Below are 24892 nucleotides of genomic sequence, written 5' to 3'. Positions count from 1 at the left end.
TTTGATAGAATAGTAAGGTAAAGTTAGACCGTATTGCCTACTGTCTATCTATAAAATATATTTTATTGGAGGCTTTTACCAAAATGGCAAAAGAAAAATACGATCGTAGTAAACCCCACGTTAACATTGGTACAATTGGACACGTTGACCACGGTAAAACTACTTTGACTGCAGCTATCACAACTGTATTGGCACGTCGCTTGCCTTCATCAGTTAACCAACCAAAAGACTATGCGTCTATCGATGCTGCTCCAGAAGAACGCGAGCGCGGTATCACTATCAACACTGCACACGTTGAGTATGAAACTGAAAAACGTCACTATGCGCATATCGACGCTCCAGGACACGCGGACTACGTTAAAAACATGATCACTGGTGCTGCCCAAATGGACGGTGCAATCCTTGTAGTAGCTTCAACTGACGGTCCAATGCCACAAACTCGTGAGCACATCCTTCTTTCACGTCAGGTTGGTGTTAAACACCTTATCGTCTTCATGAACAAAGTTGACTTGGTTGACGATGAAGAATTGCTTGAGTTGGTTGAAATGGAAATCCGTGACCTTCTTTCAGAATACGATTTCCCAGGTGATGATCTTCCAGTTATCCAAGGTTCAGCTCTTAAAGCCCTTGAAGGTGACTCTAAGTACGAAGACATCGTTATGGAATTGATGAACACTGTTGATGAGTACATTCCAGAACCAGAACGCGACACTGATAAACCATTGTTGCTTCCAGTCGAGGACGTATTCTCAATCACTGGTCGTGGTACTGTAGCTTCAGGACGTATCGACCGTGGTACAGTTCGTGTCAACGACGAAATCGAAATCGTTGGTCTTCAAGAAGAAAAATCTAAAGCAGTTGTTACTGGTGTTGAAATGTTCCGTAAACAACTTGACGAAGGTCTTGCCGGCGATAACGTTGGTGTGCTTCTTCGTGGTGTTCAACGTGATGAAATCGAACGTGGTCAAGTTATCTCTAAACCAGGTTCTATCAACCCACACACTAAATTCAAAGGTGAAGTTTACATCCTTACTAAAGAAGAAGGTGGACGTCACACTCCATTCTTCGACAACTACCGTCCACAGTTCTACTTCCGTACAACTGACGTAACTGGTTCAATCAAATTGCCAGAAGGTACTGAAATGGTAATGCCTGGTGATAACGTTACTATCGACGTTGAATTGATCCACCCAATCGCCGTTGAACAAGGTACTACTTTCTCTATCCGTGAAGGTGGACGTACTGTTGGTTCAGGTATGGTTACAGAAATCGAAGCTTAATTCGATTGAGTTCCCAGAAATAACAATTATAGTCAGACAACTAAATTGTAACTCTCTACTTTCGGGTAGAGAGTTTTTCTGTAAGTATTCATAAAATGCACGGAAATGCTTTATCCTTGCCTGATTTTATGCTATAATGGGCTTTGTAAAATAAAAAAGAAGAGGTATGTGAAATGTCACGTAAACCAATCATTGCAGGAAACTGGAAAATGAACAAAAATCCTCAAGAAGCACAAGCTTTCGTTGAGGCTATTGCAGGCAAATTGCCTGCTGGCGACAAAATTGAAGCAGCTATCGCAGCTCCAGCTGTAGATTTGAACGCTCTTTTGTGGTTCGCTAAAGATTCTGAATTGAAAGTTGCTGCTCAAAACTGCTACTTTGAAGATGCTGGCGCCTTCACTGGTGAAACTTCTCCAAAAGTATTGGCTGAAATGGGAGTTAACTATGTGGTTATTGGTCACTCAGAGCGCCGTGATTACTTCCATGAAACGGATGAAGATATCAACAAGAAAGCACACGCTATCTTCCGTAATGGTTTGACACCAATCATCTGTTGTGGTGAGTCACTTGAAACTTACGAAGCTGGTAAAGCAGTTGAATTCGTAGGTGCTCAAGTTTCTGCAGCCTTGAAAGACTTGACTGCTGAGCAGGTAGCATCACTTGTGATTGCTTATGAGCCAATCTGGGCAATCGGTACTGGTAAATCAGCTACTAAAGATGATGCACAAAACATGTGTAAAGCTGTTCGTGACGTTGTTGCTGCTGACTTTGGTCAAGAAGTGGCAGACAAGGTTCGTGTTCAATATGGTGGTTCTGTAAACCCATCAAACGTTGCTGAATACATGGCTTGTCCAGACGTTGACGGTGCCCTTGTTGGTGGTGCTTCACTTGAAGCTGAAAGCTTCTTGGCATTATTAAATTTTTAATAAAATAAAAAATAGGATTTCCTACGACGTGATGGTGGGAAATCCTATTTTTATTATTTGGGTGTAATGTTGAATTTTCTTCGTAGAGAATTTGCCTTCGTCCCAAGAATATCATCAAGAATCTGTGATCTTAGAGTTAGGTAGCCGTAAGTAAGAACACCAATACCAGATAAGAGCACTAGTTTAATCAACATGGTTAGTTTTCCAGTACCGATTAGGAATAAATCCAGACCAATTCTCCCAAGGAAGACAAGTGTTCCCATTAGGATTGTGGCAAATAGAACTTGGATAAGGTGTTTTATGAGTAGGCTTTGATCAAGTCCCACCAACTGGTGGATACGGTGATACATAAGAATGATGGCGGTTAAGGTAGCCAAACTAGTTGCTGCAAGTGGACCATTTGAATGAAATAGGTAGATGAATGGAATCTGTAAAATAAGTTTTACGATGAAACCAATAAGGAAGTAACTAATCGCTCGTTTGCCTTCGAAAAATGCTATTAGAGTTGGTGATAAAAGTCCATACACGGATAAGAATAATGTCTGAATTAGTGCATGGTTGAATAATTGCAGGGCGATCGATTCCGGTTGGGAATAGAAAATAGTATACAGTTCATTTGAAAGGAGCAGGGCACCAGTAAGAGCTGGGATGATGAATAGATTCATCAATTTTATATTGTGTTGCAATAAACTAGCAGAAGCTTCGTGATCTTTTTTCAAGAAATTAGCTGTTAAAAGTGGGATGCTAATACCACCTATTGAATTGACAATTGAAATTAAAATCATGACAATTTTATTGGGATTGGCCGACATATATGAGTAGAGAACCATTAACCGTTTGACATCAAAGTTTGTTACGGATTCCATCACTCGTATATAGGTCATTTGATCAATCAACTGGTAGGCTTGGATAGCAGATCCGATAATGATAAATGGAATAGCTTCTTTAAAGGTTTCAATTACTAAGGATGTAACATCAATTTCCAATGTGGACGATTTTGGTTTTTTTAGAAGGTGAAAAAGTCCTTCTTTTTTTAGGAAATAAAGCAATACGATAACACTGGCGACCATACCAATAAATGCTGCCAATGTTGATTGCATAACTGCAACTTTATAGTCTCCATTGCCCACCTGCATAATCATATATGTGGTCAGTAACATCCAGATGACGCGAATAATTTGTTCCCAAATTTGACTAAGTGCATTTGGTTTCAAATTGGCATAGCCCTGAAATATCCCACGAATCGTTGACATTGCTGGGAATACAAGGACTGAAAGGCATAGACTATGGAGAATTGGAACTAAATCGTGCCCGAGTCCCATACCTTCAGATAATAGTGGAGAAGTGAAGTACATCAAGGTGGAAAAGAAGAGGCCAGAGACAACCATTAGTTTCAAAAAGCCATTTATCAATGCTGCAATTGTTTCGGTTTGATTCTGTACGCTGTAGCGTGCAATTTGTTTAGAAAGGGCGACATTGATACCAGATGTTGAAAAAAGTAGGATGGTTGCATAAATATTATAACCCATAGAAAAGAGGGCATTGGCTTCATTTGCAAATTGGCCCATCCAATAATACCATGGAATAATATAAAGTGCTCCGAGTAATCTGCTAATGAAATCACTGATTGTGGACCAAAAAGTTCCACGAAGCATTTGATCTTTTTGTGTAAGTTGTTTTTGTGTTTGTGACATGTGTTTTCTCAAAATTTCTACTAGGGGTTACAAGCGTCGCAATAGTTTTTTGATCAATCGATAGAATTGATACTTATAGGGTCTAGGCAAGTAAGTAAAAACACCAGGTGTTCTCATGATATAGCCATTAAAATTCTGTTTAAAACGTAGGACGCCGTCTTTACCGTCAAACTGACCGCTAAAACAAAGAAAATTATACGTTTGGCAACCGCGTTTTATGGCTTCCAACATGACGAATTCTTGTAAAAGGGAAGGTGCAGGAAAATGACAAAATTCAGGAGAGGATCCGCTATGTAAATAGTAGGCTTCCTTGTCGAGATAAGCGAAAAGTCCTACTGCTAGTGGGGTCACTCCATTTCCATGTTTCTCAATAATACGATTGACCTCTTCAATAGTTTCTTTGATTTTACGAAGTTGCTCGTTAAGATTAGCTAGTTTACTTTTTTGTTTTTTTACGTTTGGGGTAGCACCAAAATCAGATATGATTTGGTTTTGGTGCTGTTCATAGTCTGCTTTTTCGTTTAATAATATGTTGAGGTATTCTTGAAAATCGATTGAGGCGCTTAGGAATGAGGCATCTTCTCCGAAGGCATCAAAAATACAGTGGTAATACTCTAGATCCTTGTCTAAAAAGCCGTTTCGTTCGGCTGTTTCATTAGTGATCGCTTTAAAAAGTTCTAACCGTTCTTTTGGCAATTTTTCAATCTGAATTCCCATCCCTCTAGCTTTTTTTACTAGCTGTTGACCGTTTTTGTTAAAGGAAGGCAGCAGGGTTTTAGAATCAAGTTGAGAAAGGTCCTTAAGGTAGTACCAATCGCCACTATCAAATCCTCTCTGCAAACCCGAGTGTGTGTAACCAATGCTAGTCAGTTGTTCGATGAAGAGATCATTTGGTTCAGAAGTTGGTGTACCTTGACTGTCAAAGTATTGATATGGGATATAGGGTTTGACAACCAATTCAATCACATTGTTTGTTTTTGCAAAATCCTGGAGTTGTTTAAAAAAATCGTGCAAGTAGGCGCTGTCGGTTACAATGGGACCATTGTGTAGCTCCATTCGATAGCCACCTGCAATTGGCTGACTGTACACAATCGCAGAAATCTGTATCTCCTTTTCGACTACGTAGGCAAGAATTTGTACCCTATATCCCCTTTTCCGTAAATGAGTCGCCATTTGGGGTGATTGTTCGTAAAATTGACGATTCGCTTTTTTGATATGTTCCTGGAACAATTCGTCAGTTATTAGCTCTAAAGACATAGGAGTCCTCCTAGATTTATCAATATCGACCTAAAACTTTCTTGACAACTTGAATGAGACTGTGCTTAAGTGGATTTGGATAGTACATGAATACTCCGGGTGTACGTTTAATATAGCCGTTAAAATTCTGCTTAAATCGTAGCACACCATCGCTTCCATCAAACTGTCCACTTATCCCTAAGAAGTTATAGGACTGGCATCCGCGCTTGATAGCTTCAAGCATTACATGTTCTTGAAGTATTGCTGGCGCATAGAATTTATTAAATTCAGGATAGGAACCACTATTGAGATAGTAGGCTTCCTTTTTTAGGTAGACAAAAAGGCTTGCACAAAGTGAAACATCTTGTTGCCCATATTTTTCTATCATGTTTCGTGCTTCTTCTTTACGGATTTCAAATGTTTCATACTGACTCTTGAGTTCGCGTAATTGATTTTGCTTTTTTTCTGAAGTTGGATTTTGGAGCAGGTCAGCTTGGAGTTGATCGATCTTGCCTGATAGCCCCCCTTGTTCTCGAGCCAAATTGTCTAAATAGTTCTTGAAATTCAAGCTAGCGACAAGAAACTCTGCCTTATCACCGAAACTATCATATAGGTACTCATAATATTCTAACGGTTTGTCATTAAAATCTCGTCTATCGGAAGTTGCAACCGTTATTTTTTGGAAAAGTGCCAATTGATCCCGCTCTAACTTACGAATGGAGATGCCAAATGTTTTAGCTTTCTTTATGAGTGGCTTCCCTTTCTTACTAAAAGATTGAAATAGATTTTCTTGAGTTAGACCGGTCAAATCTTTGATGTAGTACCAATCCCCTGTAGAATAGCCGACATGTAATCCTTGATGATGGTAACCAATAGAGGTTAATTGGTCAATGATGGTATGATTGATGTCCGTAGTTGGATTGCCATTGGTATCAAATTCCTGGAGGGACTGGTAGGGTTTTACCTTGAGTTCAATTGCCTGCATTTTTTTTGCGAAGTGTTGTAACCCCTTATAAAAATCCTGAAGATAGGTTTCATCAGTACAAATAGGTCCATTGTGAAGTTCCATATGGAGTCCACCAGCAATTGGAGTGCTAAATAAGATAGCGGATACTTTCAAATCTCCTTCTACTTCATAACCTAGGATGGTCACTTCATAGCCCCGCTTTTTTAACAGACTGGCCATTTCTGGAGATTGCTCAAAAAGTTGGGATTTTGCTTGATCAATGTGGGCTTGAAATTCTTGTTCAGTGATTACTCTTAATGTCATAGTTTTCCTTTATTTTCTGCCTAAAATAGTTTTTAAGGAGCGAATGAGTTTATATTTTATAGGATGTGGGTAGTAACGAAAGGTTCCCATTTTTCGTACGATTGTCCCATTAAAGTTTTGTTTGAAACGGAGAACGCCATCGGAGCCATCAAATTCTCCACGAATGCCTAAAAGGTTGTAGAAAGGGATATTTTTATCTAGGGCTTTTCGCATAGCGAATTCTTGAAGGGCAACAGGGGCATAAAAAGCATTGAATTCTGTCAGTGAACCGCTGAAGAGATAGACAAGTTCATGGTCGGTATAGACGAAAAGGCTGGCTGCTAGATCGATATCAGCTTCGCCATACTGGTCAATCCATTTCAAGGCTTCTTCTTTGCGGGTTTCAAAGCTCATTACCTGGCTGGTCAACTCGCGGTGCTCGTTTTGTTTTTTTCTAGAATTTGAATTCTTATCTAGTTCTTCTTGGACAGCATCCAATTTTTGTTGGACCTGCTTTTGGCTATCTTCCAAGTGTTGGAGATAGACGCGGAAGTTAATGCTAGCCATAGTGAAGGCAGCCTTTTCGCCAAAGGCATCGAAAAAGTCTTGGTAATAGTCTAGAGATTTATCTGGATATTCTCTTCTTTCTGAGGTGGCGGAAGTGATGGCTTTGAATCGTTCCAGTTGGTCTTTGTCCAACTCACGGATCGTTAGTCCAAAACTATTGGTTTTCTTGACGAGTGTTTTTCCTTTCTTACTAAAGGACGCAAACAAGCTATCTTGAGTCAAGGTTGACAGGTCTTTTACATAGTGCCAGTCTGGTTCTCCTCCTGGATAACCTGTCAAAAGTCCGTCGTGTAAGAATCCGTTGTCGGTCAAGTCTTTGATACGATCTGGCTGTTCAGGCCCAGTAGCCTTTCCGTCGCTGTCAAAGGTTTGGTAGCTGTCATAGGGTTTGACTAAGACTTGCAAGGCACCGCGTTCTTTGGCATAGGTTTTGAGCAAGCGGTAGAAGTGGTGCAAGTATGCCGGGTCTTGGCAAACAGGTCCAGAATTAATTTCCAGATGGAGGCCACCGGTCATCGGAATTGCATAGATAATAGCAGATACAAGAGTTTGCCCTTTGTCAGTCAGGCCGATATAGCGAACATCCATGCCACGTCTTCTTAGGAGTTCAGCCATCTCCTCCGTTTGCATGAATGAACGCTGTGAAACTTGATTGGCATGTTTCTGATAATCTACTAAATTCAGTTCAATTAGCTGCATTAGTGTCGGTTCCTTAATTGTTTTCGGATTGTATAGACGGTGGTTGTTAATTTGTAGAGGAAGCGATTTACTGGGACGGTAAATTCCCCAAGATACTCTTCAATGAGAGGGTTGAATTTTGATTTAAAACTAAAGAGCCCACCATCTAGTTGGTTTTCAATCCCTCCCATATTTTGCCATGAGGCACCGCGATTAAACGCCTGTCTTGCTGTTTCATACCAAGTCAGAATGGCAGGTTGGTAACGGCGGTATTCTTCATCCATTCCAGCATAGAGATTGTCAGAAGTTGGGCCAAAATCAACTGAAAGTGTTGCAGCAAGAGAGGCAAGGTGATGCCCCTCAGCTAATTTCTTTTCCAGGAAAGCCAGTTCTTCTAATGTTTTTTCTGTATCTTCACTATTTTGGGATCGCTTACCTGGCTTAGTCTTTTCTGTAAATTTAAGAGCTTCCTGTGTCAATTTCTCTTTTTGAGCAAGGAGTGTGCTATAACGTTTATCTAAATCCAACTGCGTAATGGTTATAAAGGAATGTTCTGGATAGGTTGTCAGTATTTTTTCATAATAGGCTTTATCTCTCAAAGAGATTGATTTGCGTTTCTCAGTTTTTTTCATGAGTGCAGCAAATTCATCTAGCCATTCGACGCCCCCAACTTGAACTACAAGTCCTTTATTCAAGGATGTGCGAATGGTTTGGCGTGTGCTTTTCGACAGAGTTTCGTCGGAAAAGTAGTCCCTGTGGATATTAGCTTGAAAACGGGGTTGGATACTTTGTGCCATATCCTGAGTCCGTCCTGTCCATTCAGCACCTGCCTTGTGGAGAATGGCTAGTTGTGCAAGGGTTGTAGGGTTTTCTTCAACTTCATGTCCAATTTTGTACTGTTTGAGTAGGAGGGCTGGGTCAAATTTAATGAAGAGGGCTCGCTTGATTTTGCCGAATTTTTTTAGAGAAGCAAGGACAAATTGAACCAAGTCTTGGTTTGAGTAGTCCATAATCGGACCACGTGGAATATAGAGCATGCTAAAGCCAGCAGGTAAGGGGCGGATTAGGACAGAAGCAACGGCCACTAAACTGTCATCTTGGTAGAATCCCAAGCGCTCATTGCCCCAATTGTCTTTAATCTTAGCCCAAGAACTACTTTGAAATAGGTTAGTTTGATCACTTTTTTTTACAAAATCGTCATGCTCTTGAGCTGAGATTCCTGGTTTATATGTGTAATTCATTAGTTTAGTACCCACTTTCTAATAGCATGTGCCACACCGCTATCATCATTTGATTTGGTAATGTACTTGGCGATTTTTTTCAATTCGGAGTTGCCATTTTCCATGACAACAGGACTGCCAACCACCTCTAGCATAGAACGGTCGTTTTCCTGGTCGCCGATGGCCATGGTCTGATCCATAGTCAGGCCTAATTTAGCAGCCAGCTGAATAATGGCCTGGCCCTTATTGACTGTCTTAGGTGTGATTTCTAAGTAAAATGGGGCTGATTTTGCGACATTGTACTTATCTGTCAGGTTGCTAGGTAGTTGTGGAATAGCAGCATCTAGTACTTCAGCCTCATCGACCATCATGCATTTGATGATTTCCTTGCCCACCATTTCCTCTGAGGTTCTATAAAAGACCGGCGAGCTCACCAACATGGCCTCATAGACAGTGTACTTGCCGATATTGCGGTTAGCAGTGTACATGCCTTCCTTGGTGCTGGCATGCATAGGCAAGTTGAGCTTGCGGGCAGCCAGTTCAATATCCAAATAATCATCGTATGAAAGCGTGTCTTTGACAATATCCTCGCCGGTAGCTGCATCCTGGACTAAGCCACCGTTGAAGGTGATTACGTAATCACCAGCCTCTGTCAGGTTGAGCTGGTCTAGGATTGCACGGACACCAGAAATAGGTCGTCCTGTGGCGATAACAATTTTGACACCTGCTTTTTTAGCATCCTGAATAGCCTGGAAGACCTCAGGTGTGATTTCGTGTTGGCTGTTTAGGAGGGTGCCGTCGATGTCGATAGCAACTAGTTTAATGGTCATGTTGGTCTCCAATTACAAATTGATCATTGTGAACATGGCTGATAAATGCCGCTGTTTGTTGGGAGAAAATCCCAGACTCATCCAGCATTTCCTTGGGGAAATAGAAACGGCTGTCTCCATGAATGGTTCCAGATAGGGCAGCGACGATAGGAGATAGGGCAGATAGTTCTACCAAAATCTCATCCTTGCGGTGGATTTCAATCTGGGTCCGTTTTTTCTCGGCATTGGGCCTGTAGATATCGTAAGGCAGGTCAAAATTATGGTGGATAGCTGTATAGTATTCGGGGTCAAAGCCTACATCGGCCACCAGGCTGCGAAGAGAGTCTAATTGAGCCTCTTGCTCGGTCTTAAAGGTAATGGACTTGAAGACCTTACGATTGATATAGCGCTGGGCCAGGTCCGACAAAATGCGGTCTGGTCCGTCAACCCAAGACTGGAAGTAGGTATTCATAACCCCGTCGTCCAAGGACAAGTAGTCTGCTAGGGTAATGCGATGTTCGAAAAATGGCAGCAGTCGTGGAGAGGTTCTGGCAAAGAAATCCTGCTCGCTAGTATAGAGCAATTTAGCACGGTTGAGCAGGTTTTGCAGCAGGACCTCCATAGAGCGACTGGCTGGGTGGAAGTAGACCTGCATATACATCTGGTAACGGCTGAGGACATAGTCTTCCACCGCATGCATCCCCGACTCCTTAAAGGCAATGCCATTTTCAGTCGGACGAATAACTCGGAGAATGCGGGTCAAATCGAATTCCCCATAGTTGGTTCCTGTGAAGTAGGAATCCCGCAGGAGGTAGTCCATTCTGTCCACATCAATCTGGCTGGAAATCAGCTGGACCACCTGTTTATTGGGATAGGTATGGTTGATAACGCTGGCTACTTTATCTGGAAAATCAGGGGATACCTGCCTCAGAATGCTGTTTATTTCTGTTTCTGGACTGCTAATGATGGAGCAGGTCATTTCCTCATGGTCGGTATCAAAGAGGCGCTCAAAAGTGTGGGAATAAGCCCCGTGGCCCACATCATGCAAGAGAGCAGCCACCATGGTCAGGAGAGAATCAGACGGGTCCCAGAGTTCGGCATACTTGTCTTCAAATTTTTGGGTAATCCGTCTGGCAATTTCGTAGGCACCGAGACAGTGGGAAAAACGGCTGTGCTCACCACCATGGAAGGTATAGGAAGTGGTTCCCAATTGCTTGATGCGGCGCAGTCGTTGAAATTCCTTGCTGTTAATTAGTTTGTAGATAAGTTCATGGTCCACATGGACGTAGTTATGAACCGGATCACGAAAAACTTTTTCAATCATAACCTTCATTATAGCAAAAAAATAGATTTTTTTCTTCAATTTGAGGCACTACAAGGATATTGAGATGTACCCCGGTGCAGTTTTTGAGTATAATGGAGGAATGACAGATCAACTTATTTTGCGTGCCATTCAGTTCTTGCTGATGGGCTTGATTATTTACATACTTTATTTGATTTTTTCCCATATCTGCAAGCATAAAATATCCATAACAGACCGCTTTTGGACAGGGTTTGGTATTGGCTTTGTGACGGACTTGTTGGATACCTTGGGTATTGGAACCTTTGCGACGACCACCAGTCTCCTCAAGGCGACCAAAATCATCCAGGACGACCGGAAAATTCCAGCAACTATGACTACGGCCCACATTATTCCAATTTTGATAGAGGCCTTAATTTTCATCACTATTGTTGAGGTGGAAATGACCACCCTAGTACCTCTCGCGATAGCAGCCTTTGCAGGAGCCTCGGTTGGTGCACGGGTGAGTCAAGATTGGGATACCCGCAAGGTTCAGCGTGTCTTGGGGATTTTGTTGCTAGTGGCGGCGGGCATCATGGTCTATCGTATGATAACTAATCCTGGTGCTGACCTAGATAACGCCGTTCGTGGTTTGACGGGCTGGAAATTGTTGGTCGGCATCATCTTTGACTTTTTCATTGGCATGTTGCTTAGCATGGGCCTTGGAAATTATGCACCGGAATTGATTTTCTTTTCCCTGATGGGTATCAGTCCAGCAGTAGCTCTGCCTGTTATGATGCTCAATGCGGCAGTCATGTTATCAGCAGGTGCACGACAATTTATTCAGTCTGGTCGTGTCAATTGGCCAGGCGTTCCAGGAATTATCCTGGGAGGAGTGCTTGGCGTTCTGACAGCGGCCTTCTTCCTGTCCAATCTCGATATAAATAAGCTGAAAGTGCTGGTTGTTTTCATCGCAGCCTATACAGGCCTCATGTTGCTCCGCTCATCCTTTATCAAAAATGCCAAACAGGAGAAAGTATATGCAGATTCGCTTGAGAAATGAAATTGACCTGGACGGTCAGCTAGAAGTGGTAGATCAGGTCTTTCCGGTAGATGTCAAGGAAAAAGACGGTTCCCTCTATCTGCTCTATACCAATGACGAGAAGGAAAAAGTAGCGATTAAATGTGGTGAGGCCGAGCTAACCATGACGCGCTTTTCCAATCCCAAGTCCATTATGCGCTTTCTGGCGGATGGTGAGGCTATCGTGACCATTCCCACGCCCATGGGTATCCAGCATTTTGTGACCCATACCAAAGGATACCAGCTGGATAGGGAAAATCAATCGGTTTTACTGGCTTACGATTTGAAGGGACTAGAGAACCAACAACTCTTTGCTTCCTATCAAATGGAAATTTCTTGGAAATAAAACGTTTTCAAGTGTAAATCTATTTGACCTGTCAAAAAAATTTGGTATAATAGAGGACAAATCGAGGGAGTAGCTAACGGACTTGTCCGTGATAGTGTCGTCAATCCGAAAATCGTTTCCGGCACTATCTTAAATAGCGAGACTTGTTTTAATAAAACAGGTCTCTTTTTTATTTCTTTAAGTAAAAAGGGGATCGAAAAGGAGAAAAACAGTGTCAAAAGAACAAAAACGTGATTTGTTTTACACACAAAACGATGAACAAGTATTGTCTAGTCTCGAATCTTCAGCAGAAGGTTTGACAAGCCAGGAAGCCAGCAAACGGTTGGCTGAGTATGGTCGTAATGAATTGGATGAGGGTGAAAAACGTACCCTTCTGGCTAAATTCCTAGACCAGTTCAAGGACTTGATGATTATCATCTTGATCGGTGCAGCCATTCTTACAGTTATCACTGAAGGTTCGCACGGTTTGACAGATGCCATTATCATCTTGGCCGTAGTTATCCTCAACGCAGCCTTCGGTGTTTACCAAGAAGGTCAAGCTGAGGCAGCCATCGAAGCTCTTAAAAACATGTCTAGCCCAGTGGCGCGTGTCCTTCGCGACAACCATGTCACTGAGGTGGATTCAAAAGAATTGGTTCCAGGTGATATCGTCTTGCTCGAAGCAGGTGATGTCGTTCCAGCCGATATGCGTCTCTTGGAGGCTAACTCCCTCAAAATCGAAGAAGCCGCTCTTACTGGTGAATCTGTTCCTGTTGATAAGGACTTGAGTGCTGAATTGGCAGAAGATGCGCCAATCGGTGACCGTGTCAATATGGCCTACCAAAACTCAAACGTGACCTACGGTCGCGGTCTTGGTGTGGTAACCAATACAGGTATGTTTACTGAGGTTGGTCACATTGCGGGCATGTTGGCAAATGCTGATGAGACAGACACACCACTCAAGCAAAACCTGCACCAATTGTCTAAGGTCTTGACCTACGCCGTTTTGATTATTGCAGTTATCACCATGTTGGTATCTGTATTTGTCCGTGGTGAAGGTATCTTGCCAGCCCTTATGACATCCGTTGCCCTTGCGGTTGCGGCGATTCCAGAAGGTTTGCCAGCTATTGTTACTGTTGTCCTCTCGCTTGGCACCCAAGTATTGGCTAAACGGAATTCTATTATCCGTAAGTTGCCAGCGGTTGAAACACTTGGTTCAACTGAAATTATCGCATCAGATAAGACTGGTACCTTGACCATGAACCAAATGACCGTAGAAAAAGTCTATACAAACGGTCAATTGGTGGATGCTAAAGAAGCTTTGGATGCTAGCAATACAACGCTTCGTGTTATGAACTTTGCCAACGATACAAAAGTTGACCCAACTGGTAAATTGATTGGTGACCCAACTGAAACAGCTCTTGTTCAATTTGGTTTGGACAAATCCTTCGATGTTCGTGAAGTTTTGGCTAGCGAGCCACGTGTGGCTGAATTACCATTTGACTCAACACGTAAATTGATGTCTACCATTCACCAACAAGCTGCAGGCAATTTCTTTGTAGCGGTAAAAGGTGCACCAGATCAGTTGCTCAAACGTGTGACTCAGATCGAAGAAAACGGCACTATCCGTCCGATTACAGATGCGGACAAGGATGCTATTCTTGCAACCAACAAATCACTTGCTAAGCAAGCTCTTCGTGTCCTCATGATGGCTTACAAGTATGTGGATGCTATCCCAGAATTGGAATCTGAAATTGTGGAAAATGACCTTGTCTTCTCAGGTTTGGTGGGTATGATTGACCCTGAGCGTCCAGAAGCAGCTGAAGCTGTTCGTGTCGCTAAGGAAGCGGGTATCCGTCCAATCATGATTACAGGTGACCACCAAGATACAGCTGAGGCTATTGCCAAGCGTCTTGGTATCATTGATGAAAACGATACAGAGGACCACGTATTTACAGGTGCTGAGCTCAACGAATTGACAGACGAAGAGTTCCAAAAAGTCTTCAAGCAATATTCAGTTTATGCGCGTGTGTCTCCAGAGCACAAGGTTCGTATCGTTAAGGCTTGGCAGAATGACGGTAAGGTTGTTGCCATGACTGGTGACGGTGTAAACGATGCACCATCGCTTAAGACAGCCGACATCGGTATCGGTATGGGTATCACAGGTACGGAAGTTTCAAAAGGTGCCTCTGATATGGTCCTTGCAGATGATAACTTTGCAACTATCATTGTAGCGGTTGAAGAAGGGCGTAAAGTCTTCTCAAACATCCAAAAAACGATTCAGTATCTTTTGTCAGCTAACACTGCTGAGGTATTGTGTATCTTCCTTGCAACCCTCTTTGGTTGGGATGTATTAGAGCCAGTTCATCTCCTTTGGATTAACTTGGTAACCGATACCCTTCCAGCTATCGCTCTTGGTGTCGAGCCTGCTGAGCCAGGTGTTATGCAGCACAAACCTCGTGGACGTAACTCAAGCTTTTTCTCAGGTGGTGTCTTGAGTTCTATCGTCTACCAGGGTATTCTTCAAACAGTACTTGTCTTGGGAGTTTACGGTTATGCTCTTCTCTACCCAGAGCACAGCACCTACGCTGAAATCCACGCAGATGCTCTTACTATGTCTTACTTGACGCTTGGTTTGATCCAGTTGGTACATGCCTTCAACGTTAAGTCTGTTTACCAATCTATCTTTACCGTTGGTCCATTTAAGAACAAACTCTTTAACTGGTCTATCGTAGCTGCCTTCTTGCTCTTGATGGCAACTTTGGTAATTCCAGGATTCAATACCTTCTTCAAGGTTTCAATCTTGACACCAACTCAATGGTTGGTAGCAATTATTGGTTCAGGTCTCATGGTTGTTGTTGTTGAAATTGTCAAATTTGTTCAACGCAAGATGGGCTTGGATGAAAAAGCTATCTGATTTGAATAGAATGAGCTAACTCAGGAAACTGGGTTAGTTTTTTTGTTGAAGTTGGCATAAGGGAGTGGTAAACTAGAGGAAAGGAGTTTTTATGAATTACCCACAAACCTATGTTTTGAACAACAGCTCGTCTTTCCCTAGTGAAAAATTGCCCCTCTTGCAGCAGGAACTGGCTGGTCTTGACGATTCAGCTCTCAATGCTTTGATGATGGTACCCTTGAAGAATCCTCTGGTGGCTCTCTTGTTGGCTATTTTCTTTGGTGAATTGGGAGTGGACCGTTTTTATGTTGGAAATAAGGAATTAGGATTTCTCAAGCTGGCTGCCATGGGCATTACCTTTGTCCTTATGTTTGTCTTGATTGGTTTTCTACTTTTGCCTTTGATTTACCTCTGGAAACTAATCGACTGCTTTTTGATTATGAAGGCTTGTAAGGAGGCCAATTACCAGCGTCTGATGAAACAGATTTATGAATTTAAGGCCTTTCAAGAAGGGCATCATATTTAGCGAAACTCGGTCTGACCGGGTTTTCTTTCTTTACAGGTGTGGAAAGTTTGAGCTGATTTTGTCACAGAAGTGTCATTTTTGAACCTTCTATTTGTGGTATAATGATAGAGCTTGTGTTCACAGATGGACACTTTTATATAAGTTAACGGTGAGCTCGGGTTTGATATGTAGCTTGAAGGGAGGAGTCATGGTGACAAGAAAGATAGCACGAATTTCTTTTATTATCTATCTACTGGCGCTGATTTGGATCATCGTTTTTAAGATGGATTTGTCCATTTTGTACGGTCGCTATGGCTATGCCAGTCTCAATCTCATTCCTTTTGCTGGGACGGCTGTTTATAATGGTGTTCTGGATTATCCAGAAATCATTTTTAATATTGCCAGCTTTATTCCCTTTGGGTTCTACATGGAAATAATCTTTCGGAAGGCCGAGTGGGAGCGAAATTTAGCTGTCATTCTGCTGGCCAGTCTGGGCTTTGAAGTGGTGCAATACCTGCTCCTGTTGGGGGTGGCAGACATCACGGACCTGCTGGCAAATGGTCTGGGCGGAGCCATTGGGATTAACCTCATGTACCAGGCGACGGCTGTTTGGCGGGAAAAGGCCTACTGGAGAATGACTATTTTTGCTGGCCTGGCTACAATTTTCTTCATTCTTTTAACTTATTTTTATATCTACTAGCTTGAAAAACATATACTAAATTTGTTACAATAGACATAATGACAATCAAAGAAGAAATTATCAAATTGTCCCAAGAAATTGGCATTTCTAAAATTGGCTTCACCACAGCGGATGATTTTGATTATTTGGAAAAATCCCTGAGGGCTGGAGTCGAAGAGGGGCGAACAACAGGTTTTGAGCATAAGAATATTGAGGAACGGATTCGGCCAAGATTAAGTTTAGAATCCGCCAAGACCATTATCTCAATTGCTGTAGCCTATCCACGTCACTTGCCGGTCAAGCCGGTCAAAACCCAGTACAAGCGCGGTAAGATTACGCCCAATTCTTGGGGCTTGGATTATCATTATATTCTCCAAGATAAGTTGGAGCGCTTGGCTCGTGGCATCGAACAACTGACCGAGGGCTTGGAATACAAGGCCATGGTAGATACGGGCGCCCTCGTTGATACGGCTGTAGCCAGACGGGCAGGTATTGGCTTTATCGGCAAAAATGGCTTGGTCATCTCCAAGGAATTTGGTTCCTATATGTTTCTTGGGGAATTAGTGACCAATCTAGACATTGAACCCGACCAGCCAGTTGATTATGACTGTGGTGATTGCAACCGCTGCGTTGAGGTCTGTCCGACCTCCTGCCTGATTGGAGATTCGACCATGGATGCGCGACGATGTCTGTCCTTTCAAACTCAGGACAAGGGCATGATGGACTTGGAATTTCGCAAGAAAATCAAGACCGTTATCTACGGTTGCGATATTTGCCAGATTTGTTGTCCTTACAACAAGGGAATTTCCAGTCCCCCTGTAGTAGAAGTGGATCCCGATTTGGCTGAGCCGGAGTTAATTCCCTTTCTGGACTTGTCCAATGGGCAATTCAAGGAAAAATTTGGCATGATTGCAGGCTCTTGGCGGGGGAAAAATATTCTCCAGCGCAATGCTATTATTGCACTGGCCAATGCCAATGACCGCTCTGCCATTCCCAAACTGATTGAAATCATTGATAAGAAGCAAAATCCGATCCACATGGCGACAGCGATTTGGGCTCTGAGCCAGCTGGTTAAGCAACCCAATCAGGAGCTGGTAGACTTTATCGCAAGTCTGACTTCTGATCATGAGGATGTGCGTGCGGAGCAGGCTGCTTTCTTAGAACTGGTGAAATCTAGGCAACTATGATATAATGAAAAGATAAAATTTTGAACGAGGTACTTATGGATACAGCAGAAATTCGCCAAAAGCTGGAAGAGCTTGGTAACAAATTAACATCATTTAGGGGGTCTCTTTGACTTAGAAGGTCTGGAAGAGGAGATTGCCATTCTTGAGAATAAGATGACGGAGCCAGATTTTTGGAATGATAATTTGGCGGCTCAGAAAACTTCTCAAGAATTAAACGAACTGAAAAATACCTATGGAAATTTCCATCAGATGATTGACCTCTACGACGAGGCTGAAATTCTCTTGGATTTCCTAGCGGAGGATGAGTCGGTTCGTGAAGAATTGGTTGAAAAATTGGCAGAGCTGGACAAACTCATGACCAGCTACGAGATGACCTTGCTCCTGTCAGAGCCCTATGACCACAACAATGCCATCTTGGAAATCCATCCGGGCTCTGGTGGAACAGAAGCACAGGATTGGGGTGAGATGCTCTTGCGCATGTATCAGCGTTATGGAAATGCCAAAGGTTTTACAGTCGAAACGCTGGATTATCAAGCGGGTGACGAGGCTGGTATCAAGTCTGTGACGCTTAGTTTCACAGGACCAAATGCCTACGGGTTGCTTAAGTCAGAAATGGGTGTCCACCGTTTGGTGCGGATCTCTCCCTTTGACTCAGCCAAGCGTCGCCATACCTCCTTCACGTCTGTCGAAGTCATGCCTGAGTTGGACGATACTATTGAAATTGAAATCCGTGATGATGAAGTCAAGATGGATACCTTCCGTTCGGGTGGTGCCGGTGGTCAGAATGTCAACAAGGTGTCGACCGGTGTGCGTTTGACCCACATTCCGACAGGAATTGTGACCCAATCAACCGTGGATCGTACCCAGTATGGCAACCGTGACCGGGCTATGAAACTCCTGCAGGCTAAATTGTATCAATTGGAGCAGGAGAAGAAGGCGGCAGAAGTCGATTCGCTCAAGGGTGACAAGAAAGAAATCACTTGGGGAAGCCAAATTCGTTCTTACGTCTTTACGCCTTATACTATGGTCAAAGACCATCGGACGGGATTTGAAGTGGCTCAAGTCGATAAGGTCATGGATGGAGACATTGAAGGTTTCATCGATGCCTATCTCAAATGGCGGATTAGCTAAGAATACAGAAAGGACTGTCACAGACAGGAAATTCTATGGGAATTTTTAAAAAGAAAAATAGAAGAAATGCGAGTGGTCGCTATCTAGACTCAGATCAGCCGGCCGCTCCAAGACGTATTATTGAAATGAAGGACGTTACCAAGAAATATAGTAACGGAACGACTGCTCTTCGCGGAGTGTCCATCAATGTCGATGCGGGCGAGTTTGCCTACATCGTTGGACCATCAGGAGCAGGGAAGTCTACCTTCATCAAACTCCTCTACCGTGAAGAAAAATTGGATAAAGGTAGCTTGACGGTTGGGAATTTCAACCTTGCTAAGATCAAGAAAAAGGATGTTCCCCTCCTCCGCCGTAGTGTGGGAGTTGTCTTCCAGGACTACAAGCTCTTGCCTAAGAAAACGGTCTATGAGAATATCGCCTATGCCATGGAAGTTATCGGTGAAAAACCGCGTAACATCAAAAAACGTGTCATGGAAGTTTTGGACCTGGTGGGACTTAAGCACAAGATCCGTACTTTCCCGAATGAGCTTTCAGGTGGTGAGCAGCAGCGGATTGCCATTGCGCGTGCCATTGTCAACAATCCCAAAGTCTTGATTGCGGATGAGCCGACAGGTAACTTGGACCCGGAAAATTCATGGGAAATCATGAGCTTGCTGGAGCGCATCAATCTGCAGGGGACAACAGTTCTCATGGCTACCCACAACAGCCAGATTGTAAACACTCTCCGTCATCGCGTTATTGCGATTGAGGATGGCCGAGTGGTTCGTGACGAAGCGGAAGGAGACTACGGATACGATGATTAGACGATTTTTTAGACATCTATGGGAGTCGCTCAAGAGTCTCAAACGAAATGGTTGGATGACGGTTGCGGCGATTTCTTCTGTGGCCATTACCCTGACCTTGGTGGGAATCTTTGCTTCTGTGATTATCAATACCGCTAAGTTGGCTTCGGATTTGGAAAACAATGTCCGCATCAATGTATTCTTGCGGGCCAATTCGACAGACCAGGCTGAAACCATTGTAGATGACGAAGGTAAGACAGTTGCCAATCCTAACTTCAAGGCTGTTTACAATAAAATCACAGCCCTGCCAAACGTTGAGACGGTGACTTATTCTAGCAAGGATGAGCAGTTGCAGAAGTTGACAGCGACCTTGGGTGATACCTGGAATCTCTTCCAGGGGGATGCCAATCCGCTCTATGATGCCTATATCATTGATACGACTGAGCCACAATATGTCAAGTCTGTGGCGGCTGAAATTGCCAAAATTGACGGTGTGACAGAGGTTCGAGATGGAGAGGTTGAGACGGAGCGTATCTTTAAGTTGGCTGGGATGGTTCGGACCTGGGGTCTGGCTGCAGCAGCCTTGCTTCTCTTTACAGCAATTTTCTTGATTTCCAATACCATTCGGATTACCATCATTTCCCGCAGTCGTGAAATTCAGATTATGCGACTGGTTGGAGCGAAAAATTCCTACATCCGTGGTCCTTTCCTCTGGGAGGGAGCTTGGGTAGGTTTGCTGGGAGCGGCTCTTCCAGCAGCTCTGGTCTATTTCCTCTATCAAATGGTTTACAAATCCGTGAATGCGAGCTTGGCTAGTCAAGACCTATCCCTACTTCCGGTTGATATCTTTGTTCCCATCATGGTGGGAGCGCTGGTTGTCATCGGTGTGTTGATTGGTTCAATCGGATCGGTTATCTCAATGAACCGCTATTTAAAAATTTAAGAATACTAAAAATCCTAAGAAGTTTGGCTTCCTAGGATTTTTGCTTATCTAAAAAAGGGATTGAAATTTTTCTCGTGGGCAACGGTAGTGTTTTGACCGTGGCCTGGATGGACTGTGTAGTGGTTGGGGAGGGTGAAAATATGCTCCTGGATGCCGGCAATCAAATCATCAAAATTGCTGGTTGGAAGGTCTGTGCGGCCGATGTTTTCCCGGAAGAGGGCGTCGCCGGTGACAACAGCTTTGGCTTCAGGAAAAATGAAAGAAACACCGCCAATCGAGTGGCCAGGCGTAGGAACAACCTTGAAATGAAAGCCGTCAAGCTGGTAGTCTTGCTGATATTGGAAAACTTGCTCTGCGGGCTTGCAGACGACATTTTCTATATCATCGTGACGGGGTAGACCAGACAGGTTCATCTCCGGAGTATAGAGCCAACTAGCCTCGCTTTCGGCCACATAAACGGGTGGAAAACCGTAGGTCTCACGCAGGATGTCTAGACTTAGGATGTGGTCATAGTGGGTGTGGGTAAGCAGGATGGCTGTGATAGGCTTGCCAATTTTTTCGATAGTGGCCTGAATTTTATTCCAATCGCTGCCTGGATCGACCACCAGCAGATGGCTATCGTTTTCGATATAATAAGTGTTTTGGGTGGCAACTTGATTGACAGATTTGTGGATTTTCATGGGGGCTCGCTTTCTCTCCTTATTCTATCTAATAGTCTAACAGAAAATGGGGCATCCTTCATGGATTTTGTTTTTCATGGCCTATCTATGCTATAATGTTTTTATGAAAGAGACGAAATCAAGCAATCGGTATACTGTTGTTGATTTGGAAGCAACGGGTACGGGTATTGAGGCTAAAATTATTCAAATAGGAATTGTCATTGTTGAAAATGGTCAGATTGTCGAAACTTTTTCAACGGACATCAATCCCTATGAGCCCCTGGATGAACATATTGTTGATTTGACGGGGATTACGGACAAGCAATTGTCCCAGGCACCTAGTCTGGGCCAGGTGGCCGGTCAGATTTATGAATTGCTGGCTGATGCTATTTTTGTCGCCCACAATGTGACCTTTGATGCCAATTTGCTGGCGGAAGCCTTGTTTTTTGAGGGTTATGAACTCCGCACACCGCGGGTAGATACGGTCGAGCTATCCCAGGTATTTTTCCCTACCATTGACAAGTACAGCTTGGGCAATCTTTCTGATAAATTGGACCTGGGTTTGGATCAGGCCCATACGGCCTTGGCAGATGCTACTGCGACAGCCAACTTGCTCTTGAAAATCCAGGAAAAAATCCTCTCCCTGCCCAAATCCATGGTGGAACAACTAGTGCAGTTATCTGATTGCCTGCTCTACGAGTCTCGCTTAGTCATTGAGGAATTGCTACCACAGCTGTCGGAGCAGGTCTCGTTAGACCTGGTTTACCGCCACGGCTTATTTTTGCAAGGATCTATTGAAGTTCCGGTTTCGCGCAAGTTTTCGGATGATTTTGTGACCAATCTGGGACTGCTGGGTCTCTATGAGCGGAAAAAGCAAACGGCCTTTGCAGGCTTGGTTGAGGAACGATTAAGTGATGAACAACAGGTTCATTTTATCCAGGCTCAGGCTGGTCTTGGGAAGACCTACGGTTATCTCTTGCCGCTCCTGGCTAAAACTGACCAAAAATTACTGGTCTCCGTGCCAACCAAGCTCTTGCAGGAACAGATTATGTCCAAGGAAGGCAAGCGCTTATCAGAAGTTTTTCACATTTCTATTAGTTCCCTCAAGGCACCCCAGCATTTTATTAAGCTAGACAACTATTGGCAGACCCTGCAACGCCAGGATGACAACCGTCTGGTCAATCAGTTTAAGATGCAGGTCCTGGTCTGGCTTAGTGAGACGCAGACAGGGGACTTGGACGAGCTCAAGCAGAAACAGCGTTACCAGGCCTATTTTGATGAAATTGCCCATGATGGCAAGTTGTCGGAGGATAGCCTTTTTTGGGACCAGGATTTCTGGAGAAAGGTGCAGAGAAGGGCTGTAGACAGTCGGCTCTTAATCACCAACCACGCCTATTTTTTGAGCCATCTTAAGGACCAGGACCCCTTGATGAACCAGCGCCTGGTGGTCATTGATGAAGCGCAAAAATTGCTATTGGCAGCGGAGAATTTGGCCACTGGGCAGGTCAATATGACCCAGCTTTTGCAAACCCTGCAGAGCAAGAAAGACAGGACCAGCAACCTGCTGGACCAGCGCTTGTATGAATCCTGCCAATTTGAGCTGCAGCATCTGATGACAGATTTCCGCAAGCAGGCTGACCGCGAAATCACTCGGACAGACTTGGACCAGTTGCGTCAGAATCTGCTGGAGTTGCAGGATTATGATTTGCAGGAATTGACGGATTTGTTGACCTACTATGAGCGTTTTTGGCTGGAAGACCATCGCCTGGCCGACAAGCGACTGACCTACCTGCGTGGGACCAAGGAGGATTTGCTAGATGTCAGTAGCTACCTGCCCCAGGGTAAGATTTTCTGTATCAGTGCCACACTGGACATTAGTAGTAAGGTCAATCTGGCGGATTTGCTGGGCTTTCAGGAAGTCACGTTTGACCGTCTCCCTCATCAACTGACCACCAACCAGCAGATTATTATTCCCCGTGGGCTGCCGGATATTCAGAGCCTGACCAAGGAGGAGCATGCTGGATTTATTGCCGAGCGTTTGGGGGAAATAGCAGAGCTGGGACGACCGATTTTGGTTCTCTTTACCTCTATTTCCCTGCTCTTGGAGGTAGCGGATCTATTGGAAGAGGCAGGATTGCCCTATCTAGCCCAGCATAAACATGGGACAGATGCCAGTTTAAAACGACGATTTGAACGGGGAGAATGTCAAATTCTTCTGGGAACGGGCATCTTCTGGGAAGGTGCAGATTTTGCCGACCAGGACCAGATGATTCAAGTCATTCCCCGCCTGCCGTTTGAAAATCCCAAGGATTCCTTTGTTCAAAAGGTAAATAGGAAACTGATTCAAGAGGGGAAAAATCCTTTTTATGATTACCATTTACCTATGATGATGATAAAGCTCAAGCAGGCTATTGGTCGGACCAATCGCTATGACCGCCAAGAATCTGCTGTCCTTCTCCTTGATAATCGCCTCCAGACCAAACAATATGGGCAACAGGTTATTGATTTTCTAGAGCAGGACTACCCGGTAGAAGGGGTGCAAGAGACGGCAATCATGGATGCCCTGAGCTATTTTTTCAGTGAGTGAGCCGAAAGGCTCTTTTCTTCTAACATGAACATAGAAAATTCATGCATTCTATGGTATAATTTTTCAAATATACTCATTTTGAAAGAGATTGCTATGACAGAAAAAACGATTGTATTTAAGGTAGGAACCAGCTCTCTGACCCAAGCAAATGGCAGTTTGGACCGCATTAAGATTGCTCGGATTACCAATCAGCTAGCTCAGTTGCACCAGAAGGGTTACCAGATTGTGCTGGTGACCTCAGGCTCTATTGCTGCTGGTTTTCGAAGACTGGGCTTTGAGAAACGACCGACAAAGATTGCGGAGAAACAGGCTTCTGCGGCCGTTGGACAGGGCTTGCTGATTGAGGAATACACGCAGAATTTGATGAAAGATGGCATTGTGTCTGCTCAGATTTTGCTGACCCAGGATGATTTTGCGGATGCCAGACGCTATCAGAATGCCTCACAGGCCTTGCAGGTCTTGCTCAAACAGCGTGCCATTCCCATTATCAATGAAAATGATACCATTGCCATTGAGGAGATTAAGGTGGGAGACAATGATACCCTGTCTGCTCAGGTGGCTTCCCTTTTGAAAGCAGACCTCTTGGTGCTTTTGACAGATGTGGATGGGCTTTACACGGCCAATCCTAACAGTGATCCCAACGCCAAACATTTGCCAGAGATTAAGGAAATTACGGAAGACTTGTTTGCCATGGCAGCAGGAGCAGGATCGTCCAACGGAACGGGCGGTATGACCACCAAATTGCAGGCGGCGCAGATTGCGACTAAGTCAGGCGTGCCTGTCTTTATCTGCTCTTCAAAAGAGGATACAGCCCTTTTGCAAGCCGTCACTCAAGCCAACCGTGGCACTCTCTTTTTAGCTGACGATCACGCCATGAACCAACGCAAGCAGTGGATGGCCTTCTACGCTCGGATAGATGCAGCAGTTGAGGTGGATGCTGGTGCGGTTGAGGCTATGTTGCATCAAGGCCGCAGTTTGTTGGCTGCTGGTGTCAAAGCCCTGGAAGGTGACTTTGAAGTAGGACAGGTTGTGGAAGTTTACAGTCAGGCAGACCACCGTTTGATTGGTAAAGGGCGGGTCAAACTCTCGTCCCGGGACTTGCAGGACCGGTTGGCAAATGGCAGAGCGGAAGGTGTGTTTATTCACCGCAATGATTGGGTTAGCCTATAGGAGAAAGAT

At 44.0% G+C, this 24892-nt stretch carries 21 protein-coding genes; 13 read left to right on the top strand and 8 right to left on the bottom strand.

Features of this window, described 5'->3' with window-relative positions; all coding sequences use genetic code 11:
• Positions 1-83: 83 nt before the first annotated feature.
• On the top strand, positions 84-1280 hold the full coding sequence (gene tuf, locus ACHBID_RS04410) for an elongation factor Tu (protein ID WP_012775011.1): 1197 nt from the start codon (positions 84-86) through the stop codon (positions 1278-1280).
• Positions 1281-1453: 173 nt separating this feature from the next.
• A complete protein-coding gene (gene tpiA / locus ACHBID_RS04405) occupies positions 1454-2206 on the top strand; it encodes a triose-phosphate isomerase (RefSeq protein ID WP_004298713.1) in 753 nt (250 codons plus the stop codon).
• Positions 2207-2259: 53 nt separating this feature from the next.
• Here tpiA and ACHBID_RS04400 read toward each other — a convergent pair whose 3' ends face one another.
• Genes ACHBID_RS04400 through ACHBID_RS04370 form a run of 7 tightly spaced genes read right to left on the bottom strand, consistent with a single transcriptional unit; the run spans position 2260 to position 10983 of the window.
• Positions 2260-3900, bottom strand: a complete 1641-nt coding sequence (locus ACHBID_RS04400; RefSeq protein WP_394731684.1) for an oligosaccharide flippase family protein — start codon at positions 3898-3900, stop codon at positions 2260-2262.
• Positions 3901-3927: 27 nt separating this feature from the next.
• Positions 3928-5157, bottom strand: coding sequence for a peptidoglycan bridge formation glycyltransferase FemA/FemB family protein (locus ACHBID_RS04395; protein WP_394731685.1), 1230 nt, complete (start codon positions 5155-5157; stop codon positions 3928-3930).
• A gap of 19 nt (positions 5158-5176) precedes the next feature.
• Positions 5177-6406, bottom strand: a complete 1230-nt coding sequence (locus ACHBID_RS04390) for an aminoacyltransferase (protein ID WP_394731686.1) — start codon at positions 6404-6406, stop codon at positions 5177-5179.
• Between the two features lie 9 nt (positions 6407-6415).
• Positions 6416-7651 carry an aminoacyltransferase gene (locus tag ACHBID_RS04385; RefSeq protein ID WP_394731687.1) on the bottom strand — a complete coding sequence of 412 codons (1236 nt, stop codon included), beginning with the start codon at positions 7649-7651 and terminating at the stop codon, positions 6416-6418.
• Positions 7651-8871 carry an aminoacyltransferase gene (locus tag ACHBID_RS04380; RefSeq protein ID WP_394731688.1) on the bottom strand — a complete coding sequence of 407 codons (1221 nt, stop codon included), beginning with the start codon at positions 8869-8871 and terminating at the stop codon, positions 7651-7653. Before ACHBID_RS04380 ends, ACHBID_RS04385 begins: the two co-directional genes overlap by 1 nt.
• Positions 8871-9680, bottom strand: a complete 810-nt coding sequence (yidA, locus tag ACHBID_RS04375) for a sugar-phosphatase (RefSeq protein ID WP_105110296.1) — start codon at positions 9678-9680, stop codon at positions 8871-8873. The genes ACHBID_RS04380 and yidA overlap by 1 nt, the downstream gene beginning before the upstream one ends.
• On the bottom strand, positions 9670-10983 hold the full coding sequence (locus ACHBID_RS04370; protein ID WP_394731689.1) for an HD domain-containing protein: 1314 nt from the start codon (positions 10981-10983) through the stop codon (positions 9670-9672). Before ACHBID_RS04370 ends, yidA begins: the two co-directional genes overlap by 11 nt.
• 100 nt (positions 10984-11083) lie before the next feature.
• Here ACHBID_RS04370 and ACHBID_RS04365 point away from each other — a divergent pair, with 100 nt between their 5' ends.
• The 9 genes from ACHBID_RS04365 to ftsX all read left to right on the top strand — a co-directional run bounded on the left by ACHBID_RS04365 (position 11084) and on the right by ftsX (position 20467).
• Positions 11084-12001 carry a sulfite exporter TauE/SafE family protein gene (locus ACHBID_RS04365; RefSeq protein ID WP_105161094.1) on the top strand — a complete coding sequence of 306 codons (918 nt, stop codon included), beginning with the start codon at positions 11084-11086 and terminating at the stop codon, positions 11999-12001.
• Positions 11979-12365, top strand: coding sequence for a DUF1934 domain-containing protein (locus ACHBID_RS04360; RefSeq protein WP_105123100.1), 387 nt, complete (start codon positions 11979-11981; stop codon positions 12363-12365). Before ACHBID_RS04365 ends, ACHBID_RS04360 begins: the two co-directional genes overlap by 23 nt.
• A gap of 211 nt (positions 12366-12576) precedes the next feature.
• A complete protein-coding gene (locus ACHBID_RS04355; RefSeq protein WP_394731690.1) occupies positions 12577-15261 on the top strand; it encodes a cation-translocating P-type ATPase in 2685 nt (894 codons plus the stop codon).
• A 91-nt stretch (positions 15262-15352) separates the two neighbouring features.
• The gene (locus ACHBID_RS04350; RefSeq protein WP_105110300.1) at positions 15353-15766 is read left to right on the top strand and encodes a TM2 domain-containing protein; all 414 of its coding nucleotides are present in this window, start codon (positions 15353-15355) and stop codon (positions 15764-15766) included.
• 187 nt (positions 15767-15953) lie between these two features.
• Entirely contained in the window at positions 15954-16445 is a 492-nt protein-coding gene (locus tag ACHBID_RS04345) for a VanZ family protein (RefSeq protein ID WP_105123102.1), read from the top strand.
• 38 nt (positions 16446-16483) lie between these two features.
• Complete coding sequence (gene queG, locus ACHBID_RS04340) at positions 16484-17611, top strand: tRNA epoxyqueuosine(34) reductase QueG (protein WP_257118005.1); 1128 nt, start codon at positions 16484-16486, stop codon at positions 17609-17611.
• A 35-nt stretch (positions 17612-17646) separates the two neighbouring features.
• A protein-coding gene (prfB, locus tag ACHBID_RS04335; RefSeq protein WP_105161083.1) for a peptide chain release factor 2 occupies positions 17647-18742 on the top strand; the annotation gives its coding sequence in 2 pieces (ribosomal slippage) (positions 17647-17718 and positions 17720-18742; 1095 coding nt in all).
• A gap of 125 nt (positions 18743-18867) precedes the next feature.
• Positions 18868-19545: a cell division ATP-binding protein FtsE gene (ftsE, locus tag ACHBID_RS04330; protein ID WP_105110314.1), complete on the top strand. Its 678-nt coding sequence runs from the start codon at positions 18868-18870 to the stop codon at positions 19543-19545.
• Positions 19538-20467, top strand: a complete 930-nt coding sequence (gene ftsX, locus ACHBID_RS04325) for a permease-like cell division protein FtsX (RefSeq protein ID WP_105110304.1) — start codon at positions 19538-19540, stop codon at positions 20465-20467. The genes ftsE and ftsX overlap by 8 nt, the downstream gene beginning before the upstream one ends.
• 44 nt (positions 20468-20511) lie before the next feature.
• Here ftsX and ACHBID_RS04320 read toward each other — a convergent pair whose 3' ends face one another.
• Positions 20512-21147, bottom strand: coding sequence for an MBL fold metallo-hydrolase (locus tag ACHBID_RS04320; protein ID WP_125265765.1), 636 nt, complete (start codon positions 21145-21147; stop codon positions 20512-20514).
• 103 nt (positions 21148-21250) lie between these two features.
• Here ACHBID_RS04320 and ACHBID_RS04315 point away from each other — a divergent pair, with 103 nt between their 5' ends.
• Both ACHBID_RS04315 and proB read left to right on the top strand, forming a co-directional pair.
• Positions 21251-23713: a bifunctional DnaQ family exonuclease/ATP-dependent helicase gene (locus ACHBID_RS04315; RefSeq protein ID WP_394731691.1), complete on the top strand. Its 2463-nt coding sequence runs from the start codon at positions 21251-21253 to the stop codon at positions 23711-23713.
• 93 nt (positions 23714-23806) lie between these two features.
• Positions 23807-24883 (top strand): glutamate 5-kinase, encoded by a 1077-nt coding sequence (proB, locus tag ACHBID_RS04310; protein WP_394731692.1) that lies wholly within the window; start codon positions 23807-23809, stop codon positions 24881-24883.
• Positions 24884-24892 lie beyond the last annotated feature (9 nt).

Origin of the sequence: Streptococcus sp. A25, assembly GCF_043674095.1 — a bacterium.
Taxonomy (GTDB): domain Bacteria; phylum Bacillota; class Bacilli; order Lactobacillales; family Streptococcaceae; genus Streptococcus; species Streptococcus suis_V.
The sequence above is the reverse complement of the archived record's forward strand: the minus strand, read 5'-3'. Positions and strand labels throughout refer to the sequence as shown.